Source organism: Aureimonas frigidaquae (genome assembly GCF_001463905.1).
Taxonomy (GTDB): domain Bacteria; phylum Pseudomonadota; class Alphaproteobacteria; order Rhizobiales; family Rhizobiaceae; genus Aureimonas; species Aureimonas frigidaquae.
Genome location: NZ_BBWR01000011.1, coordinates 131,637 through 147,866 on the forward strand (window position 1 = coordinate 131,637; position 16,230 = coordinate 147,866).

At 68.0% G+C, this 16,230-nt stretch carries 16 protein-coding genes; 10 read left to right on the top strand and 6 right to left on the bottom strand.

The window, feature by feature from the left end; genetic code table 11:
- Nucleotides 1-14 precede the first annotated feature (14 nt).
- From rdgB to gshB, 5 genes are all read left to right on the top strand, one after another.
- Nucleotides 15-662, top strand: coding sequence for an RdgB/HAM1 family non-canonical purine NTP pyrophosphatase (gene rdgB, locus AUL30_RS12210; RefSeq protein WP_062228225.1), 648 nt, complete (start codon nt 15-17; stop codon nt 660-662).
- On the top strand, nt 659-1,858 hold the full coding sequence (gene hemW, locus AUL30_RS12215) for a radical SAM family heme chaperone HemW (protein ID WP_062228163.1): 1,200 nt from the start codon (nt 659-661) through the stop codon (nt 1,856-1,858). Before rdgB ends, hemW begins: the two co-directional genes overlap by 4 nt.
- A 30-nt stretch (nt 1,859-1,888) precedes the next feature.
- Complete coding sequence (gene rsmI / locus AUL30_RS12220; RefSeq protein WP_062228164.1) at nt 1,889-2,791, top strand: 16S rRNA (cytidine(1402)-2'-O)-methyltransferase; 903 nt, start codon at nt 1,889-1,891, stop codon at nt 2,789-2,791.
- Nucleotides 2,788-3,162 carry a YraN family protein gene (locus AUL30_RS12225; protein WP_062228165.1) on the top strand — a complete coding sequence of 125 codons (375 nt, stop codon included), beginning with the start codon at nt 2,788-2,790 and terminating at the stop codon, nt 3,160-3,162. The genes rsmI and AUL30_RS12225 overlap by 4 nt, the downstream gene beginning before the upstream one ends.
- A 135-nt stretch (nt 3,163-3,297) precedes the next feature.
- Nucleotides 3,298-4,239, top strand: a complete 942-nt coding sequence (gene gshB, locus AUL30_RS12230) for a glutathione synthase (RefSeq protein ID WP_062228166.1) — start codon at nt 3,298-3,300, stop codon at nt 4,237-4,239.
- Between the two features lie 4 nt (nt 4,240-4,243).
- On the opposite strand, the gene AUL30_RS12235 is transcribed toward gshB, so the two are convergent.
- On the bottom strand, nt 4,244-4,450 hold the full coding sequence (locus tag AUL30_RS12235) for a hypothetical protein (protein WP_157070113.1): 207 nt from the start codon (nt 4,448-4,450) through the stop codon (nt 4,244-4,246).
- A gap of 125 nt (nt 4,451-4,575) precedes the next feature.
- Here AUL30_RS12235 and AUL30_RS12240 point away from each other — a divergent pair, with 125 nt between their 5' ends.
- Entirely contained in the window at nt 4,576-6,099 is a 1,524-nt protein-coding gene (locus tag AUL30_RS12240) for a YifB family Mg chelatase-like AAA ATPase (protein WP_062228168.1), read from the top strand.
- A gap of 19 nt (nt 6,100-6,118) precedes the next feature.
- Here AUL30_RS12240 and AUL30_RS12245 read toward each other — a convergent pair whose 3' ends face one another.
- A complete protein-coding gene (locus AUL30_RS12245) occupies nt 6,119-7,114 on the bottom strand; it encodes an adenosine kinase (RefSeq protein WP_062228169.1) in 996 nt (331 codons plus the stop codon).
- A 140-nt stretch (nt 7,115-7,254) separates the two neighbouring features.
- On the opposite strand from AUL30_RS12245, the gene AUL30_RS12250 reads away from it, so the two are divergent.
- Complete coding sequence (locus tag AUL30_RS12250) at nt 7,255-8,013, top strand: sulfate transporter family protein (RefSeq protein WP_062228170.1); 759 nt, start codon at nt 7,255-7,257, stop codon at nt 8,011-8,013.
- On the opposite strand, the gene nth is transcribed toward AUL30_RS12250, so the two are convergent.
- Complete coding sequence (nth, locus tag AUL30_RS12255; protein ID WP_062228171.1) at nt 7,952-8,740, bottom strand: endonuclease III; 789 nt, start codon at nt 8,738-8,740, stop codon at nt 7,952-7,954. The genes AUL30_RS12250 and nth overlap by 62 nt on opposite strands.
- A 32-nt stretch (nt 8,741-8,772) precedes the next feature.
- Between nth and AUL30_RS12260 the strand changes: the two genes are divergently transcribed.
- Nucleotides 8,773-9,264, top strand: a complete 492-nt coding sequence (locus tag AUL30_RS12260) for a DUF2244 domain-containing protein (protein WP_062228172.1) — start codon at nt 8,773-8,775, stop codon at nt 9,262-9,264.
- A gap of 23 nt (nt 9,265-9,287) precedes the next feature.
- On the opposite strand, the gene AUL30_RS12265 is transcribed toward AUL30_RS12260, so the two are convergent.
- The 3 genes from AUL30_RS12265 to AUL30_RS12275 all read right to left on the bottom strand — a co-directional run bounded on the left by AUL30_RS12265 (nt 9,288) and on the right by AUL30_RS12275 (nt 12,710).
- A complete protein-coding gene (locus tag AUL30_RS12265; RefSeq protein WP_062228226.1) occupies nt 9,288-9,908 on the bottom strand; it encodes a 2,3-bisphosphoglycerate-dependent phosphoglycerate mutase in 621 nt (206 codons plus the stop codon).
- A 73-nt stretch (nt 9,909-9,981) separates the two neighbouring features.
- Entirely contained in the window at nt 9,982-10,785 is an 804-nt protein-coding gene (gene dapB, locus AUL30_RS12270) for a 4-hydroxy-tetrahydrodipicolinate reductase (RefSeq protein ID WP_062228173.1), read from the bottom strand.
- A 116-nt stretch (nt 10,786-10,901) separates the two neighbouring features.
- Entirely contained in the window at nt 10,902-12,710 is a 1,809-nt protein-coding gene (locus tag AUL30_RS12275) for an ABC transporter ATP-binding protein (protein ID WP_083507899.1), read from the bottom strand.
- A 199-nt stretch (nt 12,711-12,909) separates the two neighbouring features.
- Here AUL30_RS12275 and aspT point away from each other — a divergent pair, with 199 nt between their 5' ends.
- Together aspT and AUL30_RS12285 are read left to right on the top strand one after the other, a co-directional pair.
- Entirely contained in the window at nt 12,910-14,595 is a 1,686-nt protein-coding gene (gene aspT / locus AUL30_RS12280; RefSeq protein ID WP_062228174.1) for an aspartate-alanine antiporter, read from the top strand.
- Between the two features lie 19 nt (nt 14,596-14,614).
- Nucleotides 14,615-16,219, top strand: a complete 1,605-nt coding sequence (locus tag AUL30_RS12285) for a bifunctional aspartate transaminase/aspartate 4-decarboxylase (RefSeq protein ID WP_062228175.1) — start codon at nt 14,615-14,617, stop codon at nt 16,217-16,219.
- Nucleotides 16,220-16,230 lie beyond the last annotated feature (11 nt).

A 16,230-nucleotide genomic window follows, 5' to 3' on the forward strand; every position in this document is an offset into this window, starting at 1 on the left:
TGACCCATCCGGACATGACGCACCGCCTGGACCCGGCCGCCGGATCGCTTCTGGTGGCAAGCCACAACAAGGGCAAGATCATCGAGATCCGGGAACTCCTGGAGCCGGTGGGCTTCACCATCGTCTCGGCCGCCGACAAGAACCTCCCCGAGCCGGAGGAGACGGGCACGACCTTCGAGGAGAACGCCCGCATCAAGGCGCTGGCGGCAGCCCTGGCGACCGGCCTGCCCGCTTTGTCCGACGACAGCGGCGTGGAGGTCGATGCGCTGGACCGCGCGCCCGGCATCTACTCCGCGCGCTGGGGCGGCCCGGACAAGGATTTCACCATGGCCATGCGCCAGGTGGAAGAGAAGCTCCAGGCCAAGGGCGCGACGACGCCGGAAGCCCGCCGTGGCCGCTTCGTCGCCGTCCTGTGCCTGGCCTGGCCCGACGGCACCACGCGGGAGTTCCGCGGCGAGGTCGAAGGCCAGATCGTCTGGCCGCCGCGCGGCACGTTGGGTTTCGGCTACGACCCCTTCTTCCAGCCGGACGGGCACGACCGGACCTTCGGCGAAATGTCGTCCGAGGAAAAGCACGGCTGGCGCCCGGGTCAGGCGGATGCCCTGTCCCATCGCGCCCGCGCCTTCCAACGCTTCGCGCGGGATATGCTCGGCATTTCATGAGCGCAGCCCAGCCCCTGCCGGCCGGTGGCCGGATCTTTACGCCGCAGCCCGGCGATCCGGGCTTCGGCATTTACGTGCATTGGCCCTTCTGCGCGGCCAAATGCCCCTATTGTGACTTCAACAGCCATGTCCGCCACAAGCCGGTCGATCAGGCGCGCTATGCCAGCGCCTTCGAGCGGGAGCTGGCGGCCATGGCGGCCCGCACCCCGGGCTTGCGCGTCACCTCCATCTTTCTGGGCGGCGGCACGCCCTCCCTGATGGAGCCGGCGACGGTCGATCGGATCCTGTCGGCCATCGCACGCCACTGGAGCGTGGAAGAGGCCGCCGAGGTGACGCTGGAGGCCAACCCCTCCAGCGTGGAGGCGGAACGCTTCCGGGGCTACCGGGCCGCTGGTGTCAACCGCGTGTCGCTCGGGGTCCAGGCCCTGAACGATCCGGACCTGCGCCGGCTCGGGCGGCTGCACGATGTGGCGGAGGCGCGCCGCGCCATCGCGCTCGCACGGGATATCTTTCCGCGCCTGTCCTTCGATCTCATCTATGCGCGCCCCGGCCAGGATGTCGCGCAATGGGAGGCGGAGCTGAACGCGGCGATCGACATGGCCGCTGATCACCTGTCCCTCTACCAGCTCACCATCGAGGAAGGGACGCCCTTTTATGCGTTGCACCGGGCCGGGCGCCTGCCCGTGCCGGACGGCGAACTGTCGGCCGACCTCTACGACGTGACGCAGGCCGTATCGGCCGCACGTGGCCTGCCGGCCTATGAGATTTCCAACCATGCGGTGCCGGGCGCCGAATCGCGCCACAACCTCACCTACTGGCGCTATGGGTTCTATGCGGGCGTCGGGCCCGGCGCGCATGGCCGCCTGCCGGGGCCGGACGGACGGCGCCACGCCACGGCCGGCGAAAGGCTGCCCGAAGCCTGGCTCGACATGGTGGAACGTCAGGGCCACGGCCTGGTGGCCGATCAGCCGCTCACCGATGCCGAACAGGCACAGGAACTGATGCTGATGGGGCTGCGCCTGTCGGAAGGGATCGACCTTGCCCGCTGGCAGGCCTTGTCCGGGCGCGCCATCGACCCGGAGCGTGAGGCCATGCTGACCGGCTACGGGCTGATCGAGGCCTTGCCGGGGCAGCGCCTGCGTGCCACACCCTCCGGCATGCTGGTCCTGGACCGCGTCCTGGCCGAACTGGCCTAAAGAGCGAAATGGCCTAAGAGGGAGCTGCCGATGGCCGCGCAACGCCGTCATGAAACCGGCTTCAGCCTGCTCGGACAGAGCTTTTCGGCGCCGCAGCCCGAGCCCGGCCTCTATCTTGTCGCCACACCGATCGGCAATCTCGGCGATATCACGCTGCGGGCGCTGCAGGTCATCGCCGGTGCCGACGTTCTGGCCTGCGAGGATACGCGCGTCACCGGCAAGCTCCTGCAGCGTTTCGCCATTCGCCGGCCGACCATGGCCTATCACGAGCACAATGCGCGTGCCGCCGGCCCCGAGATTCTGGATCTGTTGCGCGCCGGCAAGTCGGTCGCCATCGTCTCGGATGCCGGCACCCCGCTCGTGTCCGATCCGGGCTTCGACCTCGTGCGCGCGGCGGTGGAGGCCGGACTGCCGGTCATACCCCTGCCCGGCCCTTCGGCGACGCTCGCCGCGCTCGCCGTGAGCGGGTTGCCGACCGACGCTTTCTTCTTTGCCGGTTTCCTGCCGTCCAAGGCCGGCGCGCGGCAGGCGCGGCTGGACGCGCTGGCCCGCATTCCCGGCACGCTCGTCCTGTTCGAGGCGCCCCACCGGATCGCCGAAAGCCTGGCCGAGATGGCATCCGCGCTCGGCCCCCGGCCCGCCGCCATCTGCCGGGAGCTGACCAAGCTCCACGAAACCATCTATCGCGGAACGCTCGATGCGCTGGCCGCCCAGTTCGCCGCCATGGACAGCATCAAGGGCGAGATCGTCGTGTGCGTCGGCGGGCCTGAAGCGCCCGCGCAGCTGGACGCGGATTCCGTCGATACGATCCTGGCGGGCCTGATGGCCGAGATGAAGCCGGCCAAGGCCGCGCAGGAGGCCGCCCGGCTGACCGGCCTGCCCCGGCGCGATCTCTACCAGCGCGCCCTGGCCTTAAAGGGCGATGCCGCGTGAGCCAGCCGGACCTCTCCCGGCAGCGCGCCTTTCGGCGCGGGCTCGGTGCGGAAGGCTGCACGGCGCTGATGCTGCGACTGAAGTTCTACCGCATCCTGGCGCGGCGCTTCCGCTGCCGTGGCGGCGAGGTGGATATCATCGCCCGGCGCGGCTCGGTCGTCGCCGTGGTGGAGGTGAAGGCGCGGCCAAACGAGCAGGCCGGCCTCGATGCGGTGACAGCGCAGGCATGGCGCCGCATCGAGACGGCGGCCGACCGGTTCCTCGCAAGTCGACCGGATCTTTCCCGATGTTCTGTGCGCTACGACGTCGTGATCTGCCGGCCCGGCCGGCTGCCGCTGCATCGGATGGGGGTGTGGCAACCCGATCGCTAAGTGCCGATTGCCTCCACAGGGTTTCGTGGATACGACGACGATGTGCGGCCCGCGCCGGACGCCGCCGCCCGGAACGCCAACCCTGGACGTCAGCCCGGGACGTCAGATCGAGCAACGCCGAAGGTAAGCCGCGTCATGAGCCTGAAGATCGCCGTCCAGATGGACCATGTCTCCACCATCACCATCAAGGGGGACTCCACCTTCGCCCTGTGCCTGGAGGCGCAGCGGCGCGGCCATTCCCTCTACCATTATACCCCGGACCGCCTGTCCATGCGCGGCGGCGTGGTCAGCGCCCGCGTGGAAGAGATGCGCCTGACGGAAGAGCAAGGCCGCCATTTCACGCTCGGCGAGCCGACCCGGACCGACCTTGCCGAGATGGACGTCGTCCTTCTGCGGCAGGATCCGCCCTTCGACATGAACTACATCACCTCGACGCATCTTCTGGAGCGGATCCATCCCCGCACCCTGGTCGTCAACGATCCGGCCTGGGTCCGCAACCTGCCGGAGAAGATCTTCGTCACCGAATTCACCGACCTCATGCCGGAAACCTTGATCACCAAGGATCCGGCGGAAGTGGCCGCCTTCCGCGCCGAGTTCGGCGAAATCGTCATGAAGCCGCTCTACGGCAATGGCGGCGCGGGCGTGTTCCACCTGACCCGGGACGATCGGAACCTGTCCTCCTTCATGGAAACCTTCGCGCTCCTGTTCCGCGAGCCCTTCATCGTGCAGCGCTACCTGCCGGACGTGCGCAAGGGCGACAAGCGCGTCATCCTGATCGACGGCGAGCCGGTCGGGGCCATCAACCGCGTCCCCTCGGAAACCGATGCGCGGTCCAATATGCATGTCGGCGGACGTGCCGAACCCGCGGAGCTGACCGAGCGTGACCGGGAAATCTGCGCCCGGATCGGCCCGATGCTTAAAGAGCGTGGACAGGTCTTCGTGGGCATCGACGTGATCGGCACCCACCTGACGGAAATCAACGTCACCTCCCCGACCGGCATCCGGGAAGTGGCCCGCTTCGGCGGCGCCGACATCGCCGCCCTGTTCTGGGATGCGGTCGAAGCCAAGCGCCGCTGACGCGTCAGTGGTGACGGTCGCGCATGGCGATGTCGGAGGCTTCCTCCGACAGCGCCATCAGCGTGTTGGCGCGATCTTCCAGCCATTCCGCCAGTTCGGCGGGTGATCCGGTCCACCCGGCAAGGTCGCTGTGCCCCTGTTCCAGCGCCTGAAGGGCCTGCACCCGCAGTGCAGCCAGCCTGTCGCCCTGCATCTTCGATTTTCTGACCATCGCTTAAGCTCGCTACATTGGTGTACCCGCACGGAACGTGCCGGCACCGCCCCCCTCGGCGACGATATCCTGCTTGACCTAAGATAGTATTCCTATAGTCCTCCGGAGGATTTGGAGGCGGTCGGATGATATCGCGCGCACGTACGGTTGCATTTCAGGGTGTAGACGCCATCCCCGTCTCCGTCGAGGTCATGGTGTCGCCCGGCAAGATCGGCATGCAAATCGTGGGTCTGGCCGACAAGGCCGTCACGGAGAGCCGCGAGCGTGTGCAGTCGGCGCTCCATGCCTCCGGCCTCGCCATGCCGCCCAAGCGGATCACGGTCAATCTCGCCCCGGCTGACCTTCCCAAGGAAGGCAGCCATTACGACCTGCCGATCGCACTGGGGCTCATGGCCGCGCTCGGCGCCATCCCGCGTGAGGTGCTGGCCGAATATGTCGTGCTCGGCGAATTGTCGCTGGACGGCAGCATCGTCGCCGTGCAGGGCGTGCTGCCGGCCGCCGTCGCCGCCAATGCGGCCGGCCATGGGCTGATCTGTCCGCAGGCCTGCGGCGCGGAGGCCGCCTGGGCGAGCGCCGACATGCCGCTGATCGCCCCGCGCAGCCTGATCCAGCTGGCCAATCACGTGCGGGGGACGCAGCTTCTGGAACGGCCGCAGCCGGCCATCCGCGCAGCGGCTGCCGGCCTTCCCGACCTGTCGGAGGTGAAGGGCCAGGACAGCGCCCGCCGGGCGCTGGAAGTGGCGGCGGCCGGCGGCCACAATATCCTGTTTCGCGGGCCACCGGGCTCCGGCAAGTCGATGCTGGCGCAGCGCCTGCCCTCGATCCTGCCGCCGCTCGGCCCGCGTGAGCTCCTGGAAGTCTCGATGGTCGCATCGATTGCCGGCGCGCTGACCGACGGCGCCCTGTCGGCCAACCGCCCCTTCCGCGCGCCGCACCATTCCGCGTCGATGGCCGCGCTGATCGGCGGCGGCGCCCGCGCCCGGCCGGGGGAGGTGTCGCTCGCCCATTGCGGGGTCCTGTTCCTGGACGAGCTGCCCGAGTTCAGCCCCTCGGTCATCGATTCCCTGCGGCAACCGCTGGAAACCGGAGAGGCCGCCATCGCCCGCGCCAACAGCCGCGTCACCTACCCGGCGCGCTTCCAGCTCGTGGCCGCCATGAACCCCTGCCGCTGCGGCATGGCCGGTGAGCCCGGCCATGTCTGTGCGCGGGGGCCGCGCTGCCAGTCGGACTATCAGGCACGCCTGTCCGGCCCTTTCCTGGACCGGATCGACATCCGGATCGACGTTCCGGCCGTCTCGGCCGGCGAGATGCTGGCGGCGCGCCCGCCCGAAGGCTCGTCGCAGGTCCGCAAGCGGGTGGCTGCGGCGCACCGGCTGCAATCGGCGCGCTTCGAGGCCATGGGCCTTCCGGCGACACGGGTGAATGCCCGCTGCTCGCCGTCGCAGATCGAGGAGATCGCCCGGCTGGACGGCGATGCACAGCGCCTCCTGTCGGATGCCGCCGAGCGCCTGCGCCTGTCGGCCCGCGCCTATCACCGGGTCCTGAAAGTCGCCCGCACCGTGGCGGATCTGGACGCTTCGCCCGGCATCGGCCGCGGGCATCTGGCCGAGGCACTGGCCTATCGCGGCCTGGCGGAGCCGGGGCGCTGACGCGCCCCGCCCGGTGCGGTCAGAGAAGAGCGCGAATGTCCGGCAGTTCGGACAGGGGCGTCTGCGCGCGCGGGCCGATCTGGCGGATGATGTGGGCGGCGGCATGGGCGCCGATGCGCGCGCTGTGCTCGCGCGAAAGCCCTTCGGTATAGCCGCGCAGGAAGCCCGCGGCGAAGAGGTCGCCCGCCCCCGTCGTGTCCGCCACCGCGTCCACGCGGATCGCGGGATAGGCGGCCTGCCCCGCTCTGTCGGCAACGATGCAGCCGCGCTCGCTCAAGGTCACAACGGCCAGTTCCGGCACGTCGGCCGCAAGGCGAGACACGGCGGAGCCAAGATCCTGCGTCTCGTACAGGGCCTTGGCCTCTGCCTCGTTGGCAAAGACGATGTCCACCTTGCCGCTGCGCATGAGGTCCAGGAACTCCGCGCGGTAGCGGTTGACGCAAAAGGCATCCGACAGGGTCATGGCGGTGCGCCGCCCATGCGCATGTGCGATGTCGGCCGTCTCAAGGATCGCCTGCTTGGCAAGCGGCGGATCCCACAGATAGCCCTCGAAGTAGGAAACCTTGGCGGCGGCGACGATCTCGGGCTCGATATCCTGCGGCCCGAACTCCACGCAGGCCCCCAGATAGGTCGACATGGACCGCTCACCGTCGGGTGTGACGAAGATCATGCAGCGCGCGGTCGGCGGCACGCCGTCCAGCGGCACTGTCGCAAAGTGAATGCCGAGCGAGCGGATGTCATGGGCGAAGATCTCGCCCAGCGTGTCGTTCGCCACCTTGCCGAAATAGGCGCCCCGCCCGCCGAGAGAGACCAGCCCTGCCACCGTATTGGCGGCGCTGCCGCCCGACATCTCCACGGCCGGCCCCATGCGCTCATACAGGCCCACGGCGCGGTCCATGTCCACCAGCGTCATGGCGCCCTTGTCGATGCCGAGCTCGACGAGAGTCTCTTCCGGCGTGCGGGCCAGAATATCCACGATGGCGTTGCCGATGGTCAGAACGTCGAAGCCCGGCATGATTCCTCCGAAGGCGATGGGGTGGCACGCTTGTAGACTGCAGCGCAGCGTAAAGCGAGGCATCGGGCGTTGCGCGCGGGCGCACAGTCTCTATCTCTCAAGCGGCCGGTGTTTGCGGCCTTGAAAACGGAGACGCACGCATGATCCTGTCCGCTGCCCGCCTTGCCGCGCGGGATGTCGTCTCACCGCCCTTTCGGGGCACCTTGTGGAAGGTGCTCGGGCTGACGGCTGTTGCGCTCATCGCGCTCTGGTTCGCCGTGCGCTGGCTGTTCGAAGTGGTCGCCATTCCCTTCTTCGCGCGCTTTGCGCCTGATATGCCGAGCTGGGCGGACAACGCGGGCACCTATGCGGGGCTTGCGGCCGGCATCGCCCTGGCCCTGCTCATGGCCTTCCTAATCGCCCCGGTCAGCGCCATCATCGCCGGGCTCTTCCTGGACGACGTGGCCGAGGTGGTCGAGCGGACCGACTATGCCGATGCCGCGCCCGGCGTCGCCCTGCCGTTCCTGCGCGGCATCGTCCTGTCCATCAAGTTCTTCGGCATCGTCATCCTTGGCAATCTCGTCGCCTTCGCTCTTCTCTGGGTGCCGGTCGTCAATGTCGGCGCCTTCTTCATCGTCAACGGCTATCTCCTCGGGCGCGAATATTTCCAGTTCGCCGCCCTGCGCTACCGGAGCGAGGAAGATGCGAGCGCCATGCGCCACCGCTACGGAACGCGCATCTTCCTGGCCGGGCTCGTCATCGCCCTCATCCTCGCCATCCCGATCGTCAACCTCGTCACTCCGCTCTTTGCCGCCGCCATGATGGTGCATCTGCATCAGAAGCTGGCGCGCCGGGAGTTCAGCCTTCCGCTACGACCGGCGGACGGGGCTGTTCGCCCGGACCCCGGCTTTCCAGCGTGACGAGCGGAGCGGGCCTGTCGGTCGTCTTCTCGTCCGCCTTGCACAGATCGGCGATGATGCAGGCCGGGCAGTCCGGCTTGCGCGCCTTGCAGACATACCGGCCATGCAGGATCAGCCAATGGTGGGCATGCCGCAGATAGCCTTCCGGAATGATGCGCAGGAAGTTCCGCTCGACCTCCTCCGGCGTTTTGCCGGGTGCGATCTTGAGCCGGTTGCCGATCCGGAAGATGTGGGTATCGACCGCCAGCGTCTCCTTGCCGAAGGCGGTGTTCAAGACGACATTGGCCGTCTTGCGGCCGACACCCGGCAGGGCTTCCAGCGCTTCGCGCGTGTCCGGCACGACGCCGCCATGCACGTCGCGCACCGCCTCAGCCAAGAGGTGGACGTTGCGCGCCTTGTTGCGGAACAGGCCGATGGTCTTGATCGCATCGCGGATGGCGTCCTCTCCCAGCGCCGCCATGGCGGCTGCATTGTCGGCGCGGTCGAACAGGCCGCGCGTCGCGCGGTTCACGCCGGCGTCTGTCGATTGCGCCGACAGGACGACGGCGACGAGCAGGGTGAAGATGTTACGGTGTTCCAGCTCGGGCTGCGGCTCCGGCCGCTGGACCGAGAAGCGCCGGAAGATCTCGCCGATCTCGTCCGGCCTGTAGGGAATGCGCGGCGCCCGGCTCGCCTTGCGACGCGCCGCACCGGCGACAGACCCGGCCTTTTGGCGTATCGTCCCCATCCTGACCCCCGTTGCAGCGTGGTACGGCCCTCATGACGCAAGAGGACGGCACGAACGATAATGACAGGCCGTTCTTCACGGCATTGCTGCGGCCCTACCGATCGCTCGGGCCGCTCGGCTTCGCCGTGACCATGCTCGGCTTCGGCGCCTTGAGCCTGGGAACGGGACTGTTCTTCCTGTCGCATGGCGCCTGGCCGGTCTTCGGCTTCTTCGGGCTGGATGTCCTGGCCCTCTGGCTGGCTTTCCGGGCCAGCTACCGCTCCGCCCGGGTGAGCGAGGAGGTGAGCGTCTCGCGCACCGATCTGATGATCCGCAAGACATCGGCGCGCGGCGCCGTCCAGGAATTCCACTACAACCCGTTCTGGACCCGCTTCCATGTCCGCCGGCACCAGGAATTCGGCGTCGAGCGGATGGCCGTGTCGGCCCGCGGGCAGGATACCGAACTCGGCGCCTTCCTGAACCCGGACGACCGCGAGAGCTTCGCCACGGCCTTCACCCGAGCCCTGGCCCGGGCCCGCCAGTAGGCGCGCCCGGGCTGGTGACCGCTTCAGCCGATCAGGACGTCCTTGGAGGCGACCGTCGAATCGGCGTTCAGCGTGTAGACGATGGGCACCCCGGTGGCGATCTCGGCCTCCAGGATCTGCGCCGGCGTCAGGCCTTCCAGCGCCATGACGAGCGCGCGCAGGGAATTGCCATGCGCCGCGACGATGACGTTGCCCCCGTTCAGCACCGCGGGCTGGATCGTGTGGATGTAATAGGGCCAGACGCGCGCGCCGGTGTCCTTGAGGCTTTCTCCGCCCGGCGGGGGCACGTCATAGGACCGCCGCCAGATATGGACCTGCTCCTCGCCCCACTTGGCGCGCGCATCGTCCTTGTTCAGGCCGGACAGATCGCCGTAGTCGCGCTCGTTCAGGGCTTCGCTGCGCTCGGTTGCGATGTCCGTCTGGCCGAGCGTTTCGGTCAGAAGGGCCAGGGTGCGCTGCGCGCGGGACAGGTTGCTGGTGAAAGCCCGGTCGAAGACGAGGTTCAGCTCCCGCAGCCGCTGGCCGGCGCTGCGGGCTTCCTCGACGCCCTTCGGCGTCAGGTCCGGGTCCCGCCAGCCGGTGAACAGGTTCTTCAGGTTCCAGTCGCTCTGGCCGTGCCTGACGAGTACGAGCGTGCGCGCCATATTGGGTTCCGATCCTTGTGTCGCATTGTTCATCGTGCGGGGCGTAAAGCCCGCTTTGCCTGTTGGAACGCCGTCAGGCAAGCCCGAGGACGTCCCGCATGGAATAGAGGCCGGGCGCCTTGTCCTTTGCGAAAAGGGCGGCGCGGACGGCGCCCCGTGCATAGATGCTGCGGTCATCCGCCCGGTGGACGAGCTCGATGCGCTCCCCCTCCCCGGCCAGAATGACGCTGTGATCACCGATGACCGAGCCGCCACGCAGCGTGGCAAAGCCGATCGCCTCAGCCGGACGCGGGCCTGTATGCCCGTCACGCGTGCGCACGCTGTGCTGCCCGAGCGCGATGCCGCGCCCCTCTGCTGCAGCCTGCCCCAGAAGCAGCGCCGTTCCGGACGGCGCGTCCACCTTGTGCCGGTGGTGCATCTCGCAGATCTCGATGTCGAAGTCCTGCGCCTGCAGCGCGGCCGCCGCCTTCTCAACCAAAACGGCCAGAAGGTTGACGCCGAGGCTCATATTGCCCGACTTGACCACACGCGCCCGCGCTGCGCTGGCGGCGATGGCCGCGTCGTCCGCTTGCGAAAAGCCCGTCGTGCCGATCACGTGGACAAGCCCATGCTCGGCCGCCGCTGCGCAGACCCGCACGCTGTAGGCGGGTGATGTGAAGTCCAGTATGCCGTCGGCATCCGCCAGGCAGGGCTCCAGCGCGTCGGTGATGTCCACCCCGATCTCGCCGATGCCGGAAAGATCGCCGGCATCCCGCCCTAGGACGGGCGAGCCGGGGCGTTCGATGGCGCCGGCAAGGGTCACCCCCGGCGTCTCTTCGATGATCCTGACGAGGTTTCGTCCCATGCGCCCGGCGGCGCCCAATACGACCAGCCTCATGGCCCGCTCCTTTCGTGCCGCGCCCGGCCTTGGCCGGGTTTCAAGCGGATGCTGGGAGTGACATACAAGCGCGTCGCCGCCGTCACAAGTCGTCGCGCATCCGGGGCCGGCATGCGTCAGGGGCCGGTCGGACCGCTTTCCACCGCGCCCGATGCCTGCAGATTGTGGAAGCGGGCATAGAGCCCGCCATCGCGGGAGAGGAGGTCGGCATGCGAGCCGCTTTCCGCAACCTTGCCCTGTTCGACCACAAGGATCTGATGTGCCCCGACAATGGTCGACAGCCGATGCGCCACGACCAGCACGGTCTTTTCCGTCATGATGTCGGCCAGCGCGCGCTGCACCAGCATTTCCGACCGCGTATCGAGGGCAGAGGTCGCCTCGTCCAGGACGAGGATGGGCGCGCCGCGCACCAGTGCCCGGGCGATGGACAGGCGCTGGCGTTGCCCGCCGGACAGCGTCACCCCATTCTCGCCGACCGGCGTGTCATAGCCCTGCGGTTGCGCAAGGATGAACTCTTCCGCCTGGGCCAGCCGCGCTGCGGCCTCGATCTCGGCGTTGGTCGCGTCCATGCGCCCGTAGCGCAGATTGTCGCGGATGGTGCCTTCGAACAGGACGGGCTGCTGCGGAACATAGGCGATCTGCCGCCGCAGCGAGTGCCGCGTGACGCCGGAAATATCCTGCCCGTCGATCAGGATCCGCCCGGCGCCGGGCTCGTAGAAGCGCTCGATCAGGGCCAGGATGGTGGACTTGCCGCCGCCCGAAGCGCCGATGATGGCCGTCGTGCGGCCCGCCGGCGCGACGAAGTCGACCCCCCGGAGCACCGGGTCGGACGCGGCATAGGAAAATTCCACGCCCTCGAAGCGGATTTCGCCGCCCCGGACCACCAGGTCCGGCGCGCCGGGCCGGTCCCGCTTGCGGGGCTGGAGATCCAGGAGTTCGTAGATCATCCGGGCGTTGACGAGCGCGCGCTCCATCTCGACCTGCAGCCGGGCCAGCCGGCGGGCGGGGTCATAGGCCAGGAGCAGCGCCGTGATGAAGGCGAACATGGCGCCCGGCGAATAGCCGTAGACGATGGCCCGGTAGCCCGACCAGCCGATCACCCCGGCCACGGCCAGGCCGGCGACGATCTCCATGATGGGGCCGGACCGCTCGGTGATGGCGGCGATGCGGTTTGCCCGCTCCTCCGCCGCCTCCACCAGCGCGTCGGTGCGCTGGCGCAGCGGCGCCTCCATGGTGAAGGCCTTGACCACCTGGATACCCTGGGCCGCCTCCTGCATCGCGCCCACGACACGGGCATTCAGGTCGATCGACTGGCGGGTCGCGCGCCGGAGCTTGCGGGACAGGCCGCCGATCAGAATGGCGATGGGTGGCCCGGCCAGGAGCGCGATGGCCGACAGGACCGGATCCTGCCAGATCATCACCGCGATCAGGAAGACGAGCGTCAGGAGGTCGCGCGCCAGCGACGTGACGGTCAGGTTCAGCGTGTCGCGCACGCCGGTCACGTTCTGGCTGATCCGCGCGGCGAGTTGCGCGGACCGGTTCTCGCCGAAGAAATCCACAGAAAGTTCGGTCAGATGCGCAAAAAGCCGCTTCTGGTATCGTGCGACGATATCGTTGCCGATGCGCGCCAGCGTCACGCCCTGGCCGTAGCTGGCCACGCCCCGGATCAGGAAGGCCAGGAACACCGCGAGCGGCAGGGTCACCAGCATGGCACGGTCGCGCTGGACGAAAATCTGGTCGATCACGTCGCGCATGATCCAGGCCAGGAAGGCCGTGGTCAGCGCCACCAGCACCAGGCAGATGACGGCAACGACGTAACCCCGGACATGGGCTTTCCCGTTTTCGGACAGGATGCGCTTCAACAGGCGGAGCGCTTCTCCCCTCTCTTGTCCGTCAGCCAGGGACAGGCCGCTTTCCTTCGTCACGTCAGACCCATTCCCGTTAATGTCGCCCGCACGCTCATAAGCATTTTACCGCCGGGAGGAAACCCGCGCAGCATCACGAAGCGCCGCCGACCCCCGGCGAATACGGAAGGCCGGGAATTTTAGACGGCCAACCTTTCCCCCGATTTTGCAAGCGCTAGTTGCAATCGCATCGACCTGGAGCCCGGGGGGACGCGTGCTCATGGAAATGCTTCACACCATCCTCAACAGATCGCCGGAGATTGCGCTGTTCCTGTCGCTGGCCGGCGGCTATGCGATCGGCAAGATCCAGTTCGGCAAGTTCCAGCTGGGCGGCGTCGCGGGCTCGCTTCTGGTGGCCGTGCTGATCAGCCAGGTCGGCGTGTCCATCTCGGACGGCGTCAAGACGCTGCTCTTCGCCCTGTTCATCTATGCCGTCGGTTTCGAGAGCGGGCCCGGTTTCTTCCGGTCGCTCGGGCGGCAATCGCTGCGCGAGATCGTGCTGGCGAGCGTCCTGGCCGTCACGGCGCTCGGCACCGTCATCCTGTGTGCGCGGCTGTTCGGGCTGGACAAGGGCCTGGCGGCCGGCGTCGCGGCCGGGGCGCTGACCCAATCCGCCATCATCGGCACGGCCAGTTCGGCCATCGGGCAGCTCAACCTTGCCGCGGACGAGATCCAGCGCCTGCAGGGCAATGTCGCGGTCGGCTACGCCGTGACCTATATTTTCGGCTCCTTCGGGGCCATCATCATCTGCGTCAACATCCTCCCCTGGCTGATGGGCCGCTCCATCCGCGACGATGCCATGCGCGCCGAAGCTGCGCTCCTGGCCGGCGCACGGCAGTACGGCCCTGGAGAATCCCCCGCCGTGCCGGACCTCGTCGGCCGGCTCTACCGCGTGGAGGCCGCGGCCGGGCGCAGCGTGGCACAGATCGAGGCGGCGGCGGGCTCACCCGTCAGCGTGGAGCGCGTCAAGCGCAACGGCGCCATTATCGGGCTGCAGCCGGACCTTGCCCTGCAAAAAGACGATGTGGTGCTTCTGGTCGGCCGGCGCGGCGGCGTTCTGGCCTGCGGTGCGTCGATCGGCCCGGAGCTTATGTCGTCCGAAGGCATGGATGCCGTCATGGTCAGCCGCGACGTGTCGCTGACCGACCGGCGTTTCGTCGGCCACGATATCGAGGATATCACCCGCAACACCAATGCCGCGCTGAAGCACGGCATCTTCGTCACCGGCCTCAAACGCGGCGGCGCCCCCGTCGCCATGACGCCGCAGACGCGGATCGAGGCGGGCGACGTGGCCACGATCTACGGCAGCGCCGCCGACGTGGCCCGGGTGGCGCAGGCCGCCGGAACGGAAGTGATCGCCAGCGACAAGACCGATTTCGTCTATCATGGCGTCGGCATAGCGGTCGGCCTGCTCGTCGGCCTTCTGGTGCTGCGGGCGGGGGACATTCCGCTCACGCTCGGCGCGGGTGGCGGCGCCCTTTTGTCCGGCCTCGTCTTCGGCTGGTACCGCGGTCGCAACATGGCGCTGGGCAACCTGCCCATCGCGGCCTCCACCCTGTTGCGCGATCTTGGCCTGGCGGGCTTCGTGGCGGTGGTCGGGCTGCAATCGGGGTTGCAGGCCGTCAGCACGGTCCGGGAAAGCGGCATATCGCTGTTCCTGGTCGGCGTCGTCGTGACCTTGGTGCCCATGCTCATCACCATGCTGGTCGGCCGCTATGTCCTGAAATACGACAACACGGCCATCTTCGCGGGCGCCTTGAGCGGTTCGCGCAGCGCCAATCCTGCCTTCGGCGAGGTGCTGGACAAGGCCGGAAACGCCATTCCCACCGCATCCTTCGCCATCACCTACGCCCTCGCCAACGTGTTTTTGACCTTGCTCGGCCCGCTCGTGGTCGCCTTTGCCTGACGCGACAGGAGAATAGAAGATGACCACCGATTACAGCCAATACGCCAAGCTCAGCCCCTTCGAGCTGAAGGACGAGCTCATCAAGCTCGCCTCTGGCAAGGCCAACCGGATGATGCTGAATGCGGGGCGCGGCAACCCCAACTTCCTGGCGACACTGCCGCGCCGCGCCTTCTTCCGGCTCGGCCTCTTCGCCACGGCCGAGGCGGAACTGTCTTTCTCCTACATGCCCAACGGCATTGGCGGCCTGCCCAAGATCGCCGGGATCGAGGGGCGCTTCGAGCGCTTCTGCGCCGACAATCGAGACCAGGACGGCGTCGTCTTCCTGGCCCGCGCCATCAGCTATGTGCGGGACCAGATCGGCCTGCCGGCATCGGACGTGCTGCACGAGTTGGTCGAGGGCATTCTGGGCTGCAACTACCCCGTGCCGCCGCGCATGCTGCGCTACAGCGAAAAGATCGTGCGCGAGTATATCGTCAAGGAGATGGTCGGCGGGGCCCTCCCCACCCGCAGCATCGACCTCTTCGCGGTCGAAGGCGGCACGGCCGCGATGGCCTATGTCTTCCATACGCTGCAGGCAAACGGCCTGGTGCAGAAGGGCGACAAGGTCGCGATCGGCAAGCCCGTCTTCACCCCCTATATCGAGATCCCGGAGCTGGAGGAGTTCGGCCTTCAGGAAGTCTCGCTCGACGCGGACCCGCATGCCGGCTGGCAGTATCCGGACGCGGAACTGGACAAGCTGCGCGATCCGGCGGTCAAGATCTTCTTCCTGGTCAATCCCAGCAACCCGCCCTCGGTCAAGATGGACGATCGCAGCCTCGAGCGCATCGCCGCCATCGTGGCCGAACGGCCGGATCTCATGATCCTGACCGACGATGTCTACGGCACCTTCGCCGACGATTTCCGCTCGGTCTTCGCCATCTGCCCCCGCAACACGATCCTGGTCTATTCCTTCTCCAAATATTTCGGCGCGACGGGCTGGCGGCTCGGCGTCATCGCGACGGGCAAGGACAATGTGATGGACGCGGCCCTGAAGGCCCAGCCCCAGGCCGAGCGCGACCGGCTGACCCGCCGCTACCAGTCGATCATTCCCGATGTCGGCAAGCTCGCCTTCATCGACAGGCTGGTCGCCGACAGCCGCGTTGTCGCGCTGAACCACACGGCCGGCCTGTCGACGCCGCAGCAGGTGCAGATGGTGCTCTTCGCGCTCTTTGCCCTGATGGACGAGGCCGATGGCTACAAGGCCGAGTTGAAGAAGCTGATCCGCCGCCGGGAAAAGGCGCTCTACCGTGAACTGGGCATGGCCGCGCAGTCGGACCCCAACGAGGTGGCCTACTATACGCTTCTCGACCTGGAGGAGATCGCCCGCCAGATGCACGGCGAGGACTTCGCCGCCTATGTGCTCAAGGTCGCGAGCGCCGGCGACATGCTCTTCAAGATCGCCGACGAAACGGGGATCGTCCTTCTGCCGGGCAAGGGCTTCGGAACGCGCGAGCCGGCCGGCCGCGTGTCGCTCGCCAATCTGAACGAGTACGAATATGCCGAGATCGGCCGCGCGCTGCGGCGCATGGCCGACGATCTCTTCGCCAGCTACCAGGCCGGCAAGACGCACGATGGCGGCGCCTGACGGCGCCCCTG

Coding starts and splice junctions, on each gene's coding strand:
- rdgB (WP_062228225.1), top strand. CDS start 15: ATGACGCACCGCCTGGACCCGGCCGCCGGATCGCTTCTGGTGGCAAGC.
- AUL30_RS12240 (WP_062228168.1), top strand. CDS start 4,576: ATGATATCGCGCGCACGTACGGTTGCATTTCAGGGTGTAGACGCCATC.
- nth (WP_062228171.1), bottom strand. CDS start 8,740: ATGGGGACGATACGCCAAAAGGCCGGGTCTGTCGCCGGTGCGGCGCGT.
- dapB (WP_062228173.1), bottom strand. CDS start 10,785: ATGAGGCTGGTCGTATTGGGCGCCGCCGGGCGCATGGGACGAAACCTC.
- AUL30_RS12260 (WP_062228172.1), top strand. CDS start 8,773: ATGACGCAAGAGGACGGCACGAACGATAATGACAGGCCGTTCTTCACG.
- aspT (WP_062228174.1), top strand. CDS start 12,910: ATGGAAATGCTTCACACCATCCTCAACAGATCGCCGGAGATTGCGCTG.
- AUL30_RS12250 (WP_062228170.1), top strand. CDS start 7,255: ATGATCCTGTCCGCTGCCCGCCTTGCCGCGCGGGATGTCGTCTCACCG.
- AUL30_RS12285 (WP_062228175.1), top strand. CDS start 14,615: ATGACCACCGATTACAGCCAATACGCCAAGCTCAGCCCCTTCGAGCTG.
- rsmI (WP_062228164.1), top strand. CDS start 1,889: ATGGCCGCGCAACGCCGTCATGAAACCGGCTTCAGCCTGCTCGGACAG.
- AUL30_RS12265 (WP_062228226.1), bottom strand. CDS start 9,908: ATGGCGCGCACGCTCGTACTCGTCAGGCACGGCCAGAGCGACTGGAAC.
- AUL30_RS12245 (WP_062228169.1), bottom strand. CDS start 7,114: ATGCCGGGCTTCGACGTTCTGACCATCGGCAACGCCATCGTGGATATT.
- gshB (WP_062228166.1), top strand. CDS start 3,298: ATGAGCCTGAAGATCGCCGTCCAGATGGACCATGTCTCCACCATCACC.
- hemW (WP_062228163.1), top strand. CDS start 659: ATGAGCGCAGCCCAGCCCCTGCCGGCCGGTGGCCGGATCTTTACGCCG.
- AUL30_RS12235 (WP_157070113.1), bottom strand. CDS start 4,450: ATGGTCAGAAAATCGAAGATGCAGGGCGACAGGCTGGCTGCACTGCGG.